This is a genomic window from Halobacillus sp. A1-3 (assembly GCF_050971765.1).
Classification (GTDB): domain Bacteria; phylum Bacillota; class Bacilli; order Bacillales; family Halobacillaceae; genus Halobacillus; species Halobacillus mangrovi_B.
This window is the reverse complement of sequence record NZ_JBPCEO010000001.1, coordinates 379,044-395,845: the sequence shown is the minus strand read 5'-3', so window position 1 is coordinate 395,845 and position 16,802 is coordinate 379,044. Positions and strand designations below refer to the sequence as shown.

Here is a 16,802-nt window from a genome sequence, read left to right as displayed (position 1 = left end):
GGAAAGAGGGATGAGGATGAATCTGACGTATCATGCCCTTGGTGATACAGGGATGCAAATCGTGTTTGGCAGTGAGATTTCAGAAAAAACCAATCAGTCGATCCGAATGGTTGCCAATGAATTGAAGCAGCATCCGATCGAAGGGGTAGTGGAATGGGTACCGGCGTACACGACCTTAACCCTCTATTACCAGCCAAGCGTCTTAACCTATGACGAGTTACAAGCAAAAATCACAGACTTTTATGAGGTGCTTCAGGAACAAAAAGGACCTGTATCTGATTCTCTTGTCTATCTCCTTCCTACGTACTATGGAGGAGAGATAGGCGAAGACTTGTCTGTCGTCGCTGAACAGAACGGATTGAGTGAAGAAGACGTCGTTCACATTCATTCCAGTCAGGATTATCTCATTTACATGATGGGCTTTGTCCCGGGCTTCCCTTATTTAGGAGGCATGTCTGAGAAAATCGCCACACCAAGGCGTGAAGATCCCCGTGCTGAGATTGCCCCGGGATCTGTCGGAATCGCCGGCAGCCAAACGGGCGTCTATCCACTGAAATCTCCAGGCGGCTGGCAGCTCATCGGGCGGACACCTGTGAAATTATATGATCTTGATCAGGAACAACCGATACTATTGGAATCGGGAAGCTACATCCGTTTTGTTCCTGTCAGTAAACAAGAATTCGATGAAATCGAAAGCGCTGTCGAGCGCGGGGAGTATACCGTTCAAACGGAAGAGAAGAAGGGAGTCCCTTCATGACATTCATTGATTGGAACGGCGAGACAGGAACTAAGATTCTGCTTGTTGGAGTGAACGCATATGTCTAATCCAGTATTTAAAATAGTTAAACCCGGCCTGCTCACTACAATTCAGGACGAGGGCAGATTCGGGTACCAGCAATATGGGATCGTCGCTTCTGGTGCCATGGATCCGTACGCGCTGAAGATGGCTAATTTCTTAGTCGGAAATGAAGCGAACGAAGCCGCGATCGAAGTGACGGTCATGGGACCGGAAATCGAGGTCCTCGGAGATGCGACCCTCGCCATTTGTGGAGGAGACCTGTCGCCGAAATTGAACGGTGAAAAGGTCCCCATGTGGAAAAGCTTTGACGTAAAAGAAGGTGACCGGCTTCAATTTGGGCAGCCGGTCCAGGGAGCGAGAGCGTATATCATTGTTGCCGGTGGATTTGATCTCCCTGTGGTAATGGGAAGTAAATCGACGTATTTGAAAGCAGAGATCGGCGGTTATGAAGGACGGGCTTTAGCCAAAGGCGATGTCCTTTCAAAAATCGGGAACCAAAAAGCCGTAACCGGTCGAGCCCTCCATCATGATGAAATCCCTGATTACAAGCGTGACATGGAAATCCGTGTCGTACCGGGACCTCATTTGGATGCGTTTACCGAGTCTTCCCTGGACACTTTCCTGTCTTCGGAGTATGAAGTGACACCACAATCGGACCGGATGGGATTCAGGTTGAAAGGACCGAAGCTTGAACATGAGACTTCTGCCGATATTATCTCAGAAGCGATTCCGCTCGGCGGCATTCAAGTCCCGGCGAGTGGCGACCCCATTATTCTAATGGCGGATCGTCAGACAACAGGAGGGTATACAAGGATCGCCACCGTCATATCCAGTGACATCCCTTACCTGGCCCAGGCGATGCCTGGCAGTCACATCCGTTTCCGCGAGGTGACCGTCGAAGAAGCCCAGCAGCTTTCTAATGAGAAAGAACGGTTTATTCGTACATTAGAAAAAGTATCCCGCGTAGGCAGAACGTAAAGGAGAATGTATCATGTTAAATTCAAAAGAAATCATCGACATTATTAACCATGTCAACGGTTCAACCGTGGATGGCGTTCATTATGAGCATAAGGATTTCGTTTTAAAGGTAACCAATCAAGGTTCAGGCGAGGAAGGTGCCGAGAAAGAGAAGCCGGTGAGCCGTCCCGGTCAGAAGGAGGAAGAAAAGCCTCACAAAGCCCAATCCCCTGATGACTCCCGCAAGGAATCCGCCAAAAATGAACAGGACACTCATACAATTACCGCTTCGATGGTCGGCGTGTTTTATGATACCCCGTCTCCTGATGACCCCGCCTTCATCCAGGAAGGAGATGCCGTGGACGAGGATACCGTCGTCTGTGTGTTAGAAGCTATGAAAATGTTCAATGACGTTCATGCCGACGTGAAAGGTACGGTAAAGGAAATCCTTGTGAATAACGGAGAGCTCGTTGAATTCAGCCAACCGTTATTTGTAGTGGAACCAGCATGAAAGAGGGGTGTGCTATGGGAATCAAGAAAGTGTTAGTGGCGAATCGGGGAGAAATTGCTGTTCGGATCATCCGGGCCTGCTATGAATTAGACATGAAGGCGGTCGCTATTCACTCAGAAGCAGACAAAGATGCCCTTCACGTGCAGCTGGCGGATGAGAGCTATTGTATCGGGAAGGCCTCTTCGACCGAGAGCTACTTGAACATCGCCAACATCATGAGCGTTGCCTTGAATGCTGACGTTGATGCCATCCACCCCGGTTATGGATTTCTGTCAGAAAATGCTCAGTTTGCCGAGATTTGCGAGGACAACGATGTGATTTTTGTGGGACCGAGTAAGCGAGCGATTCAGCACATGGGAATGAAGGATGTGGCGAGAGAAACGATGGAAAAAGCCAATGTCCCCATTGTTCCTGGATCGGATGGCATCGTGCAAAGCAACGAAGAAGCAATGCGCCTTGCCCACGACATCGGGTTTCCGGTGATTATTAAAGCGGCATCCGGCGGGGGCGGAAAAGGCATTCGTGTCGTTGAAAAAGAAGAAGAGCTGACCAAGGCCCTGAACGTCACCAAACAAGAAGCGGAAAAAGCGTTCGGGAATCCCGGCGTCTATATTGAAAAGTTCATCGAAGATTTCAGGCATATCGAAATTCAGGTTCTCGGTGATCGTTACGGGAATGTCATTCACCTCGGGGAAAGAGATTGCTCCATTCAGCGAAACATGCAAAAACTTGTTGAAGAAACGCCGTCTCCTGCACTAAGTGAAGCTGTTCGCGCTCAAATGGGAGAAGCCGCCGTACGTGCGGCCAAAGCTGTTGATTACATAGGAGCCGGGACTATCGAATTCATTTATGATCAGACCGGTAACTTTTATTTCATGGAAATGAATACACGGATTCAAGTGGAGCACCCCGTGACGGAAATGGTTACAGGAATCGATCTTGTCAAAGAACAATTGAACGTGGCGAATGGGCAACCGTTATCTTACCAACAAGACGACGTTGTTCTGAATGGCTGGTCCATGGAATGCCGGATTAACGCGGAAGACCCTTCCAATGGATTCATGCCATCCGCGGGGAAAGTCACTACCTATATCCCGCCAGGAGGCTTTGGCGTCCGCGTCGATTCTGCCGTCTATCAAGGCTACAGCATTCCTCCGTTTTACGATTCTATGGTTGCTAAATTAATTACCTATGGAGAGACTCGTGAGGAAGCACGAGCCCGAATGAAACGAGCCCTGAGAGAATTTAAAGTCGCCGGTATTCATACAACGATTGATTTTCATAAAAACTTGTTAACTCATGAGAAGTTCATAGAGGGAGCTTTTAATACGAAGTTTCTAGAGTTGCATGAAGTCAAAGGTTGAATCCATAAAATGATCAAAGCCCTCAGGCTCAGCCTGAGGGCTTTACTTGTTAGCTTCGGGATTGTCGGAGGAAACGAGGATAAGAGACTAAGGCTAGAATTCCACCAGCGACTCCAGCCACAATCAAGATGAATAGATTTAGCCAAATATCAGACACGCCCCCATCAGAAAGAATGACCTCTTTGTATCCCTGCAGGGCCCAGTACTGAGGCAGAGCTTTACTGATGTTCTGAACGACCTCCGGCATAAACTCAACCGGCATCCATAAACCGCCTGAAAGCACCCCCTAAAGCGAGAATCTGCGTCATAGCGATCCCCATATTTTCCGTTCTCACAATCACAGCCATCGCCATGACCCATCAGGTCGCGATAAAAGCCTACGCCAGAGAGAGCAACCGGGTATTCGAGCGGACCTAAACGGACTCTTATCGTATCCCAGAGATTATAGTATTCGGAATTTTAAAAAATCAAAGACCATGTGAGACATGATAAAATGAAAGCAACAACAGTTGTATGGAGGAAACGGATTATGAAAATTACCATCGTCACAGTAGGAAAACTAAAAGAAAAATATTTGAAGCAAGGCATCGCCGAGTACGTCAAACGCCTCGGCCCATATGCGAAGGTTGATGTCGTCGAAGTCGCTGATGAAAAAGCACCAGAAAACCTGAGCGAAGCACAGATGGAGGAAGTGAAACAGAAGGAAGGGGAGCGGATCCTTTCGAAGATTTCACAGGATAGCTATGTGATTACATTGGAAATCCAAGGCAAACAGCTGACTTCAGAAAAGCTTGCTAAGAAAATAGATGAGCTTGCGACGTATGGAAAAAGCAAGGTCGCGTTTGTGGTAGGTGGGTCATTGGGCTTGGGTGATGAGGTGTTGGAGCGGAGTGATTTTGCATTGTCTTTCTCTAATATGACGTTCCCGCACCAGTTGATGCGGTTGATGTTGGTGGAGCAGGTGTATCGGGCGTTTAAGATTATTAGAAATGAACCGTACCATAAGTAAGTGAGGCTTTTAGAGTCTTATAGTAAAATTGTACACTAAGGGGGAATTTAAATGTATTTAGAAGTTGTAGTAATTGATTACTTAAATGTAGATGGACAATTGACCAACTTTAATATTAAACCACAGGATATAAATTCTCATGTAGTGGTAGAGTCTTTATCAACTGCACAAAGACTTAGAAGTAGCCCAAACTTATCTATTGGTGGAACGATGATATATAATTCAGAACAATGTCAAATAAGGAAACTTGAGACTCAATTACGCACTTTTACTCATGCATCAACCTCTAATGTTGTTAGCTTTAATTTTAACCATAAAAACTTACCACTAGGACCATCTAATCGAGGACACGGGGGTTTATGGAATTTTCTTTTACCTCCTCGTTGGAGGTTGAGGGATTTAAAAGTAGTTGACCCATACGATAACACCTTAGAAATCATGAGTGAAAAAAAGGAATTTAGATATTCTGTGTATTGGGATGAAGAATATGATATTCAAATGATAGAAATGGAGCTAAGGTCAAATAGAGGTAGCTTTTCTTTCGAAGTAATAGGAGAAATGTCACTTATTGATACCGATGAATCAGAAATACATTATGTACCTTCACTCACTACGAGAAGCTCTGTCGAAAAGTTAGAAGGAATACGTATTCTTGATAAGGGTGGGAAATTTATACTAGCCTCTCAGTTGGCTGATAAAGCTAAATGGTTCGAACTGAAGCCTAATTTTTTTGGAGTCGGTTTAAATATTAATGCAATAATTCAAAGTATTGATTCTTATATAGCCAAGTTAACTGATAGAAGAAAATAAATAATACCAATGAAAGGTATTCGTAAATGATAAAACGAATAATTTTTCTTTTTTTTGCATTACAAATCATAAAAACATTACCGGGTTCTATGATAAAATTGTCCTAAATACCATTTATTTAAATGAGCCATTAAAAGGTATAATTACATCCGCGAATTTTACTAATTCTGGATTAGAATCCAATCATGAATGGGGAGTTCTAATCGATGAACATAGTCGATTATCAGAGTTAATTAATTAAATTAAAAGTGTTAGAAGCAGAGTCTTATCTATTAAAGAATTAGAAGAGATAATAAAGAGGATAGATGCCTTTTCACAAGAAACTCCCAACTCTAAAGAGCCAGTAATAAGTTTAACAGTAAGCGATATTCTAAAAGAACAAAAGCATGTAGTTACATCTAATAAACGATATTTCATTAAGCCGGTGGGTGTATCTGATGAACCTTTTTCTGAACAGTGGAGACTTTCTTCAGACATCCAAAAATTCCATTTTTCCAAACGAAAACCTGCTTCAGTAAGAGTAGGAGATATATTAATTTGTTATGGTGTGGGAACAGCTAAGCTTCTGGGGTATTTTGAGGTTAAAGAAGGCCCGTATTCCTTGCAAGGAACTTCTAGTAGGTGGCCTTGGGAAGTAGGCGAAAAATCTCTGTCCAGAGTATAGTGAAAAGTGGAATACGTTTAGTAACACCATTTCTACTATTCAAGATACTTACAACCCTACACTACCAATTACAAAAAATAACTAAGGAAAAACTCTTGGTGCTTTAAATTTCGGGGCCGATAAAATTCAATTAACCGAAGGATTTGCTAGCCATGCTTCTTAATAAAAGTATTGTTAGAGAAATACGTGGAGGTGTTTAATCAATCAACCAGAGAGATGAAAAAACAACTCTTTCAATTTTTGATAAATATCATTTCATTAAAGCAAACAAAAGGTCGACATGTAGACTAAATAGAATTTTTTTATGATTTTTCAGAAGTGAATATCTCGCAAACATTCACACTTCTCCACGTGCTTTATATTGGATTATAATAAACAAATGGTTTTAGAAGTCGAAGAAGATGGTGATTTCTGGTTCTAAGAATTATGGTCGATATTTGTAGGGTATCTTGATTAGTTAAAGGCACTTAGTCAGTGTCTTTTTTGAAAGATAACCATAGTACATACTCAAAATTTAGCTAAACAGTTTTTTATTAAAAAACATGGAAGAATTGTAAGCATTTTTATTTTTGATTTCATCCTGATCTTTTTAAAAGGAGTCAAGCATCTTACAACACGATAATAATTTCAAATACGGGCACAGCAAAATGCTATAGGTTGTATTTCTATTGGGGATAAGCCCTATGCTTTATAGTATTGCTTTGCCTAAGAAGTGCCATCGGCTACCATTCTGGTAGAAATTAAAGACCTGAATGATTTAGGAAATGGCTGATAGGAGGGGACATACATATTTATAAGGAGTTTTTAAGTCTCAAAGTTAAGGATGCTTCACTAATTAATGAAATCTATCAAGCTGACCAATGTATAGCAATGACCAAGGTTCAAGATCGTTTCTACAAAGTCGAAGCTTCTGACAAGGGTCAAGCTGTTAGGGATATTTTATAGACCATTAGTGATATGAAAACAAATGAATAATAGAAGGTCATATAATCGATGTACGTAGAGGTGCTTAAACATACTCTTGTGTACATCGATTTTAATTTACAGTATTGGTTCTCGCAAATGGCTATAAAGACCCAAAAACCATTTAATTTTTCAGAAAATTGTTATAATATTATAGTATGAATAATCTATAGTCAGTTTTATTTTAACTGGGAAGGTGGAAATATGTCTAAACTTACTCCGATTGCTCAGAAATTACAAAATTTACTTGCTGATAAAATTAATGGTGCAGACATAAATGACATAACCAATGAAATTAGAAAAAAGAACGAATACATAGAAAAGGAGCAAGTTGAAAAAACATTAGCAAGGTACCAGAATCTTTTTACAGAGGTAGATGGTGTTTGGCGCTTAACTGCTCTTGTGGAAAAAGAAAAGCGTAAAGAAGAGGTAAAGAGAATAACCAGCTCCCGGGAGGAGACTAACCAAAAACTCGGTGAAGTGAAAGCACTCGAAGAACAACACAATTTTTCAAATATGAGAGAAGATTACATTGAATCCCTACGCCAGGATCTGATAGGTCCTTCAGAACAGGAGGAGCTTATTAAAGAGCGTCCTAACACCCTTTATCTTGGTGGTATGTTATATCCCGCTAACATTGAAGTGGAAGACATTGAGGTTCAGGAGTTTGGAACTGATGAAGATGAAAACAAAAAAGACTATGACGATGATAACGATGAAGAGATTGCGTCTAATCAGAATCGTTTCCAACCCTCTTCAATCGGATTGACATGTAATGTTAAACCTGATGCGGAAAGAATAAAAATAAATATATCTTACGGAAAATATGAAAAGGTAAAAAACGAAAAGAAAAAATTCTATAAAAGAACGCCTGTGGACCGTGAGGTGACGATTAACCTGAGAGGGAAGAGAGAGTCATTCTATCTGGAAGATGGTAAGGTGGAGTGCCTTTCAATAGTTAGACAAAAAAGTGATGAACTATCTCTGAGTGTTTTTCTAATAAATAGATTTGAGCATGAGGATAATGTTCCTGTGAATCATATTTTATTTCAGCCTGAAATAACTTTAACGGGTCCTCATGAGAATGAATGCATTTTTGTCAGACGGGATATCGATCATGACAATCTTATTGATGATAAAGATCTGGATCGCTCTAGACTTCTCTACCGGAATAATCCCGATTTTGCTGTTGGTCATGGTTGTTCCGTTCAATGGTATGATTTTACAAATCATACTGCTATGAAAATAAAAACTTCCTTTATACCTGAATATGAAGTGCCGGCGGTTGAACACTTGGATATAAAAGACATGATAGGTTTGAATATGTATGTTTTATCTTATATAGGGAGTCCTTCAGACTTAAAGAAAGAGCTTTCACCACTTCTTGGTGAATATAAAAAATGGATCGATAATCAGAGGAAAATAACGGTTGATGATCATTTAGTTAGCCAGCGGGATAAGCATATCGAGTATCTGGAAGAAGCGTATGGACGGATTAAAGAAGGTATAGATATCGTCTGTAGTGATGACCAGTACTTTGAGGCATTTAAATTTGCAAATGAAATAATGTTATACCAGCGATCTTTTTCTGAAGCGTCTAAATATTACCGTACAAATGGTAAACATCTTGAGGAGATGAGTTTTAAAGGACGTTGGCGCCCCTTCCAGCTCGCATTCATTCTGCTGAACATAAAAAGTATTGTAGATCCTCTATGTGAGGAAAGAGATTATGTTGATTTATTATGGTTTCCTACTGGTGGCGGTAAAACAGAAGCTTATTTAGGATTAGCTGCTTTTGTTATGGCGCTGAGGAGATTGAAAGGTGCACCGGATGGAGTTGAAGGCTATGCCGGAACAACTGTTATTATGCGGTATACATTAAGACTTTTAACGATTCAACAGTTTCAGAGAGCAAGTGCTCTGATATGTGCAGCAGAATATCTGCGGACTAAAAAACCTGAAAAATGGGGACAAAAGAGTTTCAGTATTGGCCTCTGGGTGGGAGGGGGAACTACCCCAAACCAGTTAGACGGTGATGGTTCAGCTTCAGAAGCTCTTTATAAATTAAGGAACAATGAAAGAGTGTACGGGGGTAATCCTATTCAACTGCACAATTGTCCGAAGTGTGGTCAGGAATTGACACCCGAGTCTTATAATGTCAACAGAAAAGTCTTTACCATTCAATGTGAAAACAATGATTGTTTTTTTCATAGGCATAACATACCGGCGTATACAGTTGATGAGGCCATTTATAACCAGTGCCCGACTCTCTTAATTGGTACAGTTGACAAGTTTGCCCGCCTGCCGTGGAATGGGACAATTGCCAGCATCTTCGGGAAAGTTGACCGGTACTGCGAGAGACACGGCTTTATTCGTGAAGGAGATGACCATCCGGGAACTCATAATGCGACTGGTGATTTACCTAAATCAAGGACGGTGGAAATTGAAAATCTAAGACCGCCCGAGTTGATTATTCAGGACGAACTTCATCTTATATCAGGCCCGCTGGGGTCAATGGTGGGGTTATATGAGTCCGCGATTGACTTTTTATCCATGGATGAAGTAAATGGGGAAAAAATCAAACCTAAAGTTGTGGCTTCGACAGCAACAATCAGGAGAGCGGATTCGCAAGTCAAAGGAGTATTTAACAGAGATGTGCAGCAATTTCCTCCTTCAGGAATTAATAGTGATGATTCATTTTTCTCCTATGAAGTAACGAGTGATAAAAAGCCGGGTAGAAAGTATATTGGTTTATATTTCCCAGGTTCCTCCGGTAAGACAGCTCTTGTCAGAATCTACGCCAAGCTCATGCAAAAAGGACATGATTTAAAAGAACAGGGAGAAGATGTTAACCCTTACTGGACACTTGCAGGTTATTTTAACAGTCTTCGCGAGCTTGGAGGAGCCTTGCGTTTACTGGAAGATGATATTCCTGACAGAATAAAATACCTTGTTAGCGATAAGAGAAAACAGAGATTCATAAAATATAAGGAAGAATTAACAAGCCGGATCGATGCAACTGATATTCCTGCCATACTTAATAAGCTTGAACAGAATGCGGATAACAAAAAGGCTGTAGACGTACTTTTAGCAACTAACATGATCTCTGTCGGGGTTGACATTGACAGGTTGGGGATGATGGTGATTACGGGACAGCCGAAAAGTACATCTGAATATATCCAGGCTTCAAGTCGTGTAGGACGAAAGTATCCGGGAGTTGTCTTTACACTTTATAACTGGTCCAGACCCAGAGACATATCTCATTATGAACAATTTATCTCTTATCATTCTAAATTTTACTCTCACGTGGAGGCGACAAGTGTAACTCCCTATTCCTACCGTTCCAGAGATAAGGGACTGATGGCGGTTATAATCGGCCTCCTCAGACAATTGGATTCAAGATTATATCGGAATACTGATGCTAAAAAGTTCACAAAAGAAAATGGCTATATTGATGAAATCAGGGAATTTATTGTTGAACGATGTAAAGAAATAGATGAAATTGATAATGAATATATAGAAGAAGAAATAGATGAAATTTTAGGTTGGTGGGAAAAAAGAATTAATGATAATCCAGATAATCTTCTATATCAGAAATTTAAGTTTACACCGAGAGACACACCTGTCTTATTCAGAAGTATTAATCAGGATATAAAAAATGCAGAACTGATTCCTGACTCGCTCAGGGATGTAGAGGCAGAGGTGGATGCTTATTATACGTTCTGGGATGAGGAGGATGAACAATGAGTTTTAAAAGCCCGGGGGGGATGCGGCCGAGTCAGATCGTAACCACTTTTGGACCCGGCTCTCTGGTTGACTTCAAAGATGATTCAGTAATGGTTATGGGTTTACAGGACTGGGTAGAGCAGGAAGGTTATTATAAACCTTTATATGAACCAAGACTGTCAGCGAGATTAAATATATCCTCGTTTTTGGAACCTAAGTCCTCTAAAGGCAGAGGGGGTATTCCGGTAATATCCTTTCCTAAATACCGTGTATGTTCTAAATGTGGTTCATTGAGAAAGAACTTCAACCGCGATAGACAAGGATTCTTCTGTGACTGCTCCACGAAAAGAATTCCTGCCTATCCCGCTCGTCTTGTAATGGCATGTGAAGATGGTCATATTAATGATTTCCCTTGGGCAGAGTGGGCTCACAAAGGGAAAGAAAATGTGTGTGATAATCCAAATCTGTATTTAAGAACAAGAGGCTCCAGTTCTGCACTGGACGATGTAATGATTGAATGCAAAAGCTGTAAAAAAGGCAAGAATACCCTTTCAGGTGCACTGAAGAAGAACGCATTGGAAGGTATATTAGGGAAGTGTGATGGCAGTAGTCCATGGAAGAGGCAAAAAAGTAATAGATGTGATAAAGTCCCTAGAGGTTTACAGAGAGGGGCGTCCAATGTCTATTTTTCTTCAAGTATCAGTGCTTTATCCATACCACCCTGGACGGATGATGTTCAGGAGCTTGTCAGCAGTAAATGGAAAGATATTCTTGATATTATTGAACATGACGGGTTTGAAGGACTCAAGTACGGTCTCAGATATATTTTCAGGGGTTTTAAAAAAGAAGAACTTGAAAGTATCTATAAAGTAATAAAACAGCAATATGAAATGAGTCAGGATAGGGAGGATATCAGGTATGAAGAATGGAGAGCGTTTCAGGATAAGAAAAAAGTTACGAAACACTTTCACATTGAGGAAGAACCTGTAGACGGGTCTATTGAGAAGTATATATCAAGAACAGTCTTAGTGCATCGCTTAAGAGAGATAAGAGCCCTTAGAGGCTTTACGAGAATAGACTATCCAGATCCTAATGATGACTCTGAAGTTTCATATTCTTATCTATCCAGCGATAGAGATATTGACTGGCTGCCTGCTGTTGAAATATTGGGAGAGGGTTTATTTATTCAACTCGATGAAGATGAGCTGAAAAACTGGGAGAGTAATTTAGAAGTCAAAAATCGTTATACTAAGCTGTTAAGGAGATATCAGGATTGGCGGGAAGAAAAAGGCTGGGAAAATGATAGTCGCTTCACAGAGAGGTTTTTATTATTACATTCCTTATCACATGCCCTGATACGGGAATTGTCTTTGTCATGTGGTTATTCATCTAATTCCATCAGGGAAAAGATCTATTGCGGACAGGATATGTGCGGGATATTACTCTATACAGGCTCACCGGATTCCGATGGATCCCTAGGAGGAATTATTCAGCAGGGAAGAAAAGAGCAGTTTCATAAGTTGTTAAAACAGGCCATTATAAGAGCGAAAGTCTGTACTTCAGACCCGTTGTGCAGTGAAGCGGAAAATGTAGTAGAGAGCAGGTTGAACCTGTCAGCGTGTCATGCGTGTTCATTGGTTTCTGAAACATCCTGCGAATGGTCCAATATTTTACTTGATCGTTTGTCACTATTTCAATCGGATGAAAACGAATTTGGTTTTTTCAATTCAATTTAGGAGGGGGATTAAAACCCTTTTCTTAAGGATGTGACAAAAGGAAATGGGGTATACCAGTAAACAGAAATCAGGTCCCGTTTACAGTAATATCAGTCTTATTAAAAAAAGTTTGGCCCAAAGCTCCAGTGGAAAGTTACCTTATCATGAAATCGTGCTTTCTTTAAAAAAAACATGGATTAAAAGCTCAGCTAATGACGTTGAGCTTTTTGTTAACCTAGCTCTAAATGCTAAAAAATCTTATTTCCAGGAAGATGAAAACGACCTGTGGGAAATTAAAATACGTGAAAATGAAGAATTAAATTCAGTTATAAACTACGTCAGACAAATTGCCCGGCCATTTAAAGTTAAAGAGATAATAAGTATGTTTCCCAATAAGGTATCTCTAAATGAATGTGATAACTATTTAAAAAGTGATATAAGATTCACAGAATTGGAAGGGACCCATTACTGGCTGTTATCTGAATGGAGTTTAGTAAACGATTTAATATTCGAATATATGCAGAAGAAAAAAATAGAATCCGGACAAACAGATGAACTGATAAAAAAAGTACAGATTGAATATAAGCTTGATACAGACGCAACAATCTTTGCACCTCAAATTGACGAGCGTTTCAATATCAGGAAAAACCTTATTTCTGTTAATCTGGATGATAACAGTGATGATGAAGCTATTGAAGATTTAATAGTTCCTAAAGAGATAGCAGAAGAGGTAGCTCGGGCAAGTGTGAAACTGATGAATTGGGTTAAATCTCAGGATGAAGATTTTAAGATAAAGGACTGTATTCCTGATATATTTGGAATAAAAGCTAACGAAAGCGCCTTCATTTTGTATTACCAGGCGATTGAGGAATTCTTCACCTTAGTTTCCACTGTTGCAAGAGTGAAAAAAGGGACTTATATATTTTTGGGAAAAGCGCCTGAAATACACTTGGATAAACAGGGATTTAATAACTCTGTTCATGGATCTGTACCTGTTATTAAAAATGCTGAAGATTTAAGGAGATCTGCTGAAAATCATAATGTCAGCCGGGATGATCTGCAGAAAAACGTCCAGAAAGATAACGAAGATAGCAAATCATACTCGTACAACACCATTTCTTATTATGAAAGAGTTAAAGGTTATCTGAATGTACCGGGCAGCTTATCCGAACATTTCAGCAGTGATGAAATGTTTGGCAAAATAAAAATCCAGGTTGAGGGTTTTATTTATGAATGCTGGTGGATTGAAAAAGATGAAAGATACACTTTTTATGGGGATGGTATTTATGATTTCTACGGCGATTACTTAATTGAACCAGGACACAAATTAAAGATAGAAAATGTTGAAAAAGAAACTTTCAATATCAGTATTATTGGTTTTGATGAACGATATAAGGAAGAACAATCCAGATATCTGGATATTGGAAAGATAGCAGAAGAAAGTAAAACAGTTAATAAATCCATTTTTACGTTAATGTGCGAAATTCTTGCAACCTATCCATCCGGTATCCACTGGACACAATTGCTTGATCAGATAAATGGGATTAGATCAACAACTAAGAAGACTGTTTATAATTTACTCAGCCAAAATGAGTGTTTTGAAAGTATAGCTTCTAAAAAAGGGTATTGGAAACTAAATATTACTAAATTATCCAGGTTTTATGTGGATGAGGAAGGAAAAGATGCTGAACTGAACACCGAACAGATCATACAATCGGATGAAGCAGAAAAAGAGTTGGGATTTGTTAATCATAATAGATCTCATATTGATCCTTATCCGTTTGATGAGGAATATGTACTTCCCCCACTTTATAGTTCTTTCAGCAAGTGGGCAAAAAAGCAGGAGGGAGTCAGATTTCCGGAAGCAGTAAAAAGGGCAGCCAGTAAAGAAGAATTGACAGAAATCATTACGATAGCATATGCAAAACTACTGTGTAAATTTGCCAATTCAAGGAAATTGTATTCCATCGAATATATGGATTTAGTACAGGAAGGTTTTTTTGCCATACAGAATGCTGTTAAAAGCTATAATGGTGTGAATTCTTTTTCCAATTACCTTAAAGTATGGCTGAGACAGCGTATAAGTAGGCAAAGAGCCGATATGGCCAATCTAATTAGAATACCAGTTCATATGATAGAACAGATAGACAAAATGGATAAACTGATAGACAATAGCCTTATAAACTATGGCAGACTTCCTGTGCAACGGGAAATAGCTGATGCAGAGATTGATCAGAGGGCTGTTAACACGATTTCTCTTTATACCATTGATTATGTTTCATTTGAACAGTACTGGGGATATGTTTCAAAACAGAATGAGCTGTTATATACGAACCCCTGGTTTGCAGGAGAATTTATTAACAATAAAATATCAAGGTTATATTATAAGGTGACGGATAAACAATTAAGAGAGGATCTTAACAAGCTTTGTGATATTGAAGAACCGGATAATGAAAAGTGCTGGTCCGACATCAATGCAGAAAAGGAAGTTGAATTAAAGGTTTTGTCTGAGGAGTTAGTAAACATATTAGAACATTTATCAAAAAGAGAGCAAGATGTTCTGCGCCTCCGATTTGGCTTGGATAACGAGGAAGAAAAAACCCTGCAGGAAGTTGGGGATATTTTAGGTGTTACCCGGGAAAGGGTAAGACAGATTGAGAAAAAAGCTTTAAAGAGACTTTTGATATTAGCAAAAAAACAAGAATTAAATCAATTCATTTCATGACAAGATACTGTTCTTGTCTTCTTTTATATAAATAGATAGAATAATAGGTAGTAAAATAGTACATCTAAAAGGAAGAAAAGCGAATGAAGACATTAAAAGTGCTTGATCTTTTTGCAGGTGGAGGTGGCTTTTCCACGGGCTTTTTACAAGCTGATTATCCAAACTGTAATTTTGAAATTACAAAAGCTGTTGAGCTGGACCCGGCTGCTTGTGAAACATTGCGTGGCCATTTAGGTAAGGATAGGGTTATCCAGGGTGATATCACTCTTTCTTCAGTGAAGCAAAAAATATATAAATCATGTAAAGATATAGATGTAGTAATTGGCGGACCACCATGTCAGACCTTCTCCTTGGCAGGGCCATCCAGATCCGGGTCAAAAGAAATGCGTGAGAAGTTAAAAAAAGACTCAAGGAATACACTATATAAACATTTTTTTGAGATAGTTGACCATTTAAAACCTGATTTTGTGGTTTTTGAAAATGTTGAAGGCATGTTATCAAAAAAAATAGACGGTGCAGACGGGTTAATGAATAAACAAGTACAAGTAATTGAATTGATTTGTGATGAACTAGAATCTAAAGGCTATACAACAAATATTGAAAATAGTATATCCGAGAGGTTTCAAGTTCTAAATGCAGCTGATTACGGAGTCCCGCAACATAGAAGAAGAATTATTATCATTGCAAATAGATTAGAACTAGAGAACCCCAAATTGGAACCAACCCATGGTTTTGGACATAATTCTTATAATACTACAGAAGCTATTAAACATCTTCCGATACGGTTACCCAGAATTTCGTTATCAGATAAACTTAAGAATATAGATGTAGTAAAGGACAACTACGAAAAGGTCTTGAGCCTGTTTGTTGAAAATATAAAAGACTTAGCAACAAAAGAAAATAATTCTGGCAGTAAGCAGGGAATAATAGAATTATCTGAAAGATTAAATGAAGAGTTTATGTTAATCAAAAATAAAAAGAGCTATAAACTTCATAATCTCTCAAAATTCATAAAGCTTTATAATGAATTAGTAATTGAGTTAGGGATTAATAATTATATGGATAATCAACCTTTTAATAACCATCAATCCCGGGAACATAACTTTCGTGATATCATAATTTTTATTGGTACCAGACCCGGAAGTAACTCCTCACGCTTTATGAAACCGGATTCTGACGACTATGATGAATTATTGGACGCCCTTTATCCTTATAACAAAAATAAGCATAAGGATACGTATGTTAAACATAGTTGGGATAAACCTTCTAATACTATATTAGCTCATATGGAAAAGGACGGACTTAAATTTATTCATCCTGAGCAGCCAAGAAGTTTAACACCTTATGAAGCGCAGTTGTTACAATCATTTCCTGAAGACTATATTTTTTGTGGTGGAAGAAATGAGCAATACCGGCAAATTGGAAATGCTGTTCCACCTAAGCTCGCTGAAGTTGTAGGAGGGTCTATACTAAGCCTTCATCAACAAGCAAAAGGATGTGATTCCAGTTTTGCATCAGCCTTTACCAAATGACTCACTCTGAACAGAAGTGAGTCATTT

12 protein-coding genes are annotated in these 16,802 nt (G+C 39.5%); 10 read left to right on the top strand and 2 right to left on the bottom strand.

Annotation, left to right across the window (positions count from 1 at the left end; all coding sequences use genetic code 11):
• The first annotated feature begins 16 nt into the window (after nucleotides 1-16).
• The 4 genes from pxpB to accC are packed head-to-tail and all read left to right on the top strand — an operon-like array spanning nucleotide 17 to nucleotide 3,631.
• Complete coding sequence (gene pxpB, locus ACRYKC_RS01810) at nucleotides 17-757, top strand: 5-oxoprolinase subunit PxpB (protein ID WP_433804938.1); 741 nt, start codon at nucleotides 17-19, stop codon at nucleotides 755-757.
• Between the two features lie 60 nt (nucleotides 758-817).
• Nucleotides 818-1,777, top strand: a complete 960-nt coding sequence (locus ACRYKC_RS01805; protein WP_433804937.1) for a 5-oxoprolinase subunit C family protein — start codon at nucleotides 818-820, stop codon at nucleotides 1,775-1,777.
• A gap of 13 nt (nucleotides 1,778-1,790) precedes the next feature.
• Complete coding sequence (accB, locus tag ACRYKC_RS01800) at nucleotides 1,791-2,267, top strand: acetyl-CoA carboxylase biotin carboxyl carrier protein (RefSeq protein WP_433804936.1); 477 nt, start codon at nucleotides 1,791-1,793, stop codon at nucleotides 2,265-2,267.
• Nucleotides 2,268-2,281: 14 nt separating this feature from the next.
• Entirely contained in the window at nucleotides 2,282-3,631 is a 1,350-nt protein-coding gene (gene accC, locus ACRYKC_RS01795; RefSeq protein WP_433804935.1) for an acetyl-CoA carboxylase biotin carboxylase subunit, read from the top strand.
• A gap of 49 nt (nucleotides 3,632-3,680) precedes the next feature.
• Here accC and ACRYKC_RS01790 read toward each other — a convergent pair whose 3' ends face one another.
• Complete coding sequence (locus tag ACRYKC_RS01790; protein ID WP_433804934.1) at nucleotides 3,681-3,893, bottom strand: hypothetical protein; 213 nt, start codon at nucleotides 3,891-3,893, stop codon at nucleotides 3,681-3,683.
• A 267-nt stretch (nucleotides 3,894-4,160) separates the two neighbouring features.
• Between ACRYKC_RS01790 and rlmH the strand changes: the two genes are divergently transcribed.
• Nucleotides 4,161-4,640: a 23S rRNA (pseudouridine(1915)-N(3))-methyltransferase RlmH gene (gene rlmH, locus ACRYKC_RS01785; protein WP_433804933.1), complete on the top strand. Its 480-nt coding sequence runs from the start codon at nucleotides 4,161-4,163 to the stop codon at nucleotides 4,638-4,640.
• A gap of 51 nt (nucleotides 4,641-4,691) precedes the next feature.
• Complete coding sequence (locus tag ACRYKC_RS01780) at nucleotides 4,692-5,450, top strand: hypothetical protein (RefSeq protein ID WP_433804932.1); 759 nt, start codon at nucleotides 4,692-4,694, stop codon at nucleotides 5,448-5,450.
• A gap of 237 nt (nucleotides 5,451-5,687) precedes the next feature.
• Here the strand turns inward: ACRYKC_RS01780 and ACRYKC_RS01775 are convergent, their stop codons facing one another.
• Nucleotides 5,688-5,948: a hypothetical protein gene (locus ACRYKC_RS01775; RefSeq protein WP_433804931.1), complete on the bottom strand. Its 261-nt coding sequence runs from the start codon at nucleotides 5,946-5,948 to the stop codon at nucleotides 5,688-5,690.
• A 1,333-nt stretch (nucleotides 5,949-7,281) separates the two neighbouring features.
• On the opposite strand from ACRYKC_RS01775, the gene drmA reads away from it, so the two are divergent.
• The 4 genes from drmA to ACRYKC_RS01755 all read left to right on the top strand — a co-directional run bounded on the left by drmA (nucleotide 7,282) and on the right by ACRYKC_RS01755 (nucleotide 16,775).
• Nucleotides 7,282-10,824: a DISARM system helicase DrmA gene (gene drmA / locus ACRYKC_RS01770; protein WP_433804930.1), complete on the top strand. Its 3,543-nt coding sequence runs from the start codon at nucleotides 7,282-7,284 to the stop codon at nucleotides 10,822-10,824.
• A complete protein-coding gene (drmB, locus tag ACRYKC_RS01765) occupies nucleotides 10,821-12,539 on the top strand; it encodes a DrmB family protein (protein ID WP_433804929.1) in 1,719 nt (572 codons plus the stop codon). The genes drmA and drmB overlap by 4 nt, the downstream gene beginning before the upstream one ends.
• Before the next feature lie 43 nt (nucleotides 12,540-12,582).
• Nucleotides 12,583-15,243 (top strand): sigma-70 family RNA polymerase sigma factor, encoded by a 2,661-nt coding sequence (locus ACRYKC_RS01760; RefSeq protein ID WP_433804928.1) that lies wholly within the window; start codon nucleotides 12,583-12,585, stop codon nucleotides 15,241-15,243.
• A gap of 83 nt (nucleotides 15,244-15,326) precedes the next feature.
• Nucleotides 15,327-16,775, top strand: a complete 1,449-nt coding sequence (locus ACRYKC_RS01755; RefSeq protein ID WP_433804927.1) for a DNA cytosine methyltransferase — start codon at nucleotides 15,327-15,329, stop codon at nucleotides 16,773-16,775.
• Nucleotides 16,776-16,802: the final 27 nt, after the last annotated feature.

Bases quoted from the DNA above. Each gene is read 5' to 3' on its own strand.
- ACRYKC_RS01780 (WP_433804932.1), top strand. From the start codon at position 4,692: ATGTATTTAGAAGTTGTAGTAATTGATTACTTAAATGTAGATGGACAA.
- ACRYKC_RS01755 (WP_433804927.1), top strand. From the start codon at position 15,327: ATGAAGACATTAAAAGTGCTTGATCTTTTTGCAGGTGGAGGTGGCTTT.
- accC (WP_433804935.1), top strand. From the start codon at position 2,282: ATGGGAATCAAGAAAGTGTTAGTGGCGAATCGGGGAGAAATTGCTGTT.
- ACRYKC_RS01760 (WP_433804928.1), top strand. From the start codon at position 12,583: ATGGGGTATACCAGTAAACAGAAATCAGGTCCCGTTTACAGTAATATC.
- accB (WP_433804936.1), top strand. From the start codon at position 1,791: ATGTTAAATTCAAAAGAAATCATCGACATTATTAACCATGTCAACGGT.
- pxpB (WP_433804938.1), top strand. From the start codon at position 17: ATGAATCTGACGTATCATGCCCTTGGTGATACAGGGATGCAAATCGTG.
- ACRYKC_RS01805 (WP_433804937.1), top strand. From the start codon at position 818: ATGTCTAATCCAGTATTTAAAATAGTTAAACCCGGCCTGCTCACTACA.
- drmA (WP_433804930.1), top strand. From the start codon at position 7,282: ATGTCTAAACTTACTCCGATTGCTCAGAAATTACAAAATTTACTTGCT.
- rlmH (WP_433804933.1), top strand. From the start codon at position 4,161: ATGAAAATTACCATCGTCACAGTAGGAAAACTAAAAGAAAAATATTTG.
- drmB (WP_433804929.1), top strand. From the start codon at position 10,821: ATGAGTTTTAAAAGCCCGGGGGGGATGCGGCCGAGTCAGATCGTAACC.
- ACRYKC_RS01790 (WP_433804934.1), bottom strand. From the start codon at position 3,893: ATGCCGGTTGAGTTTATGCCGGAGGTCGTTCAGAACATCAGTAAAGCT.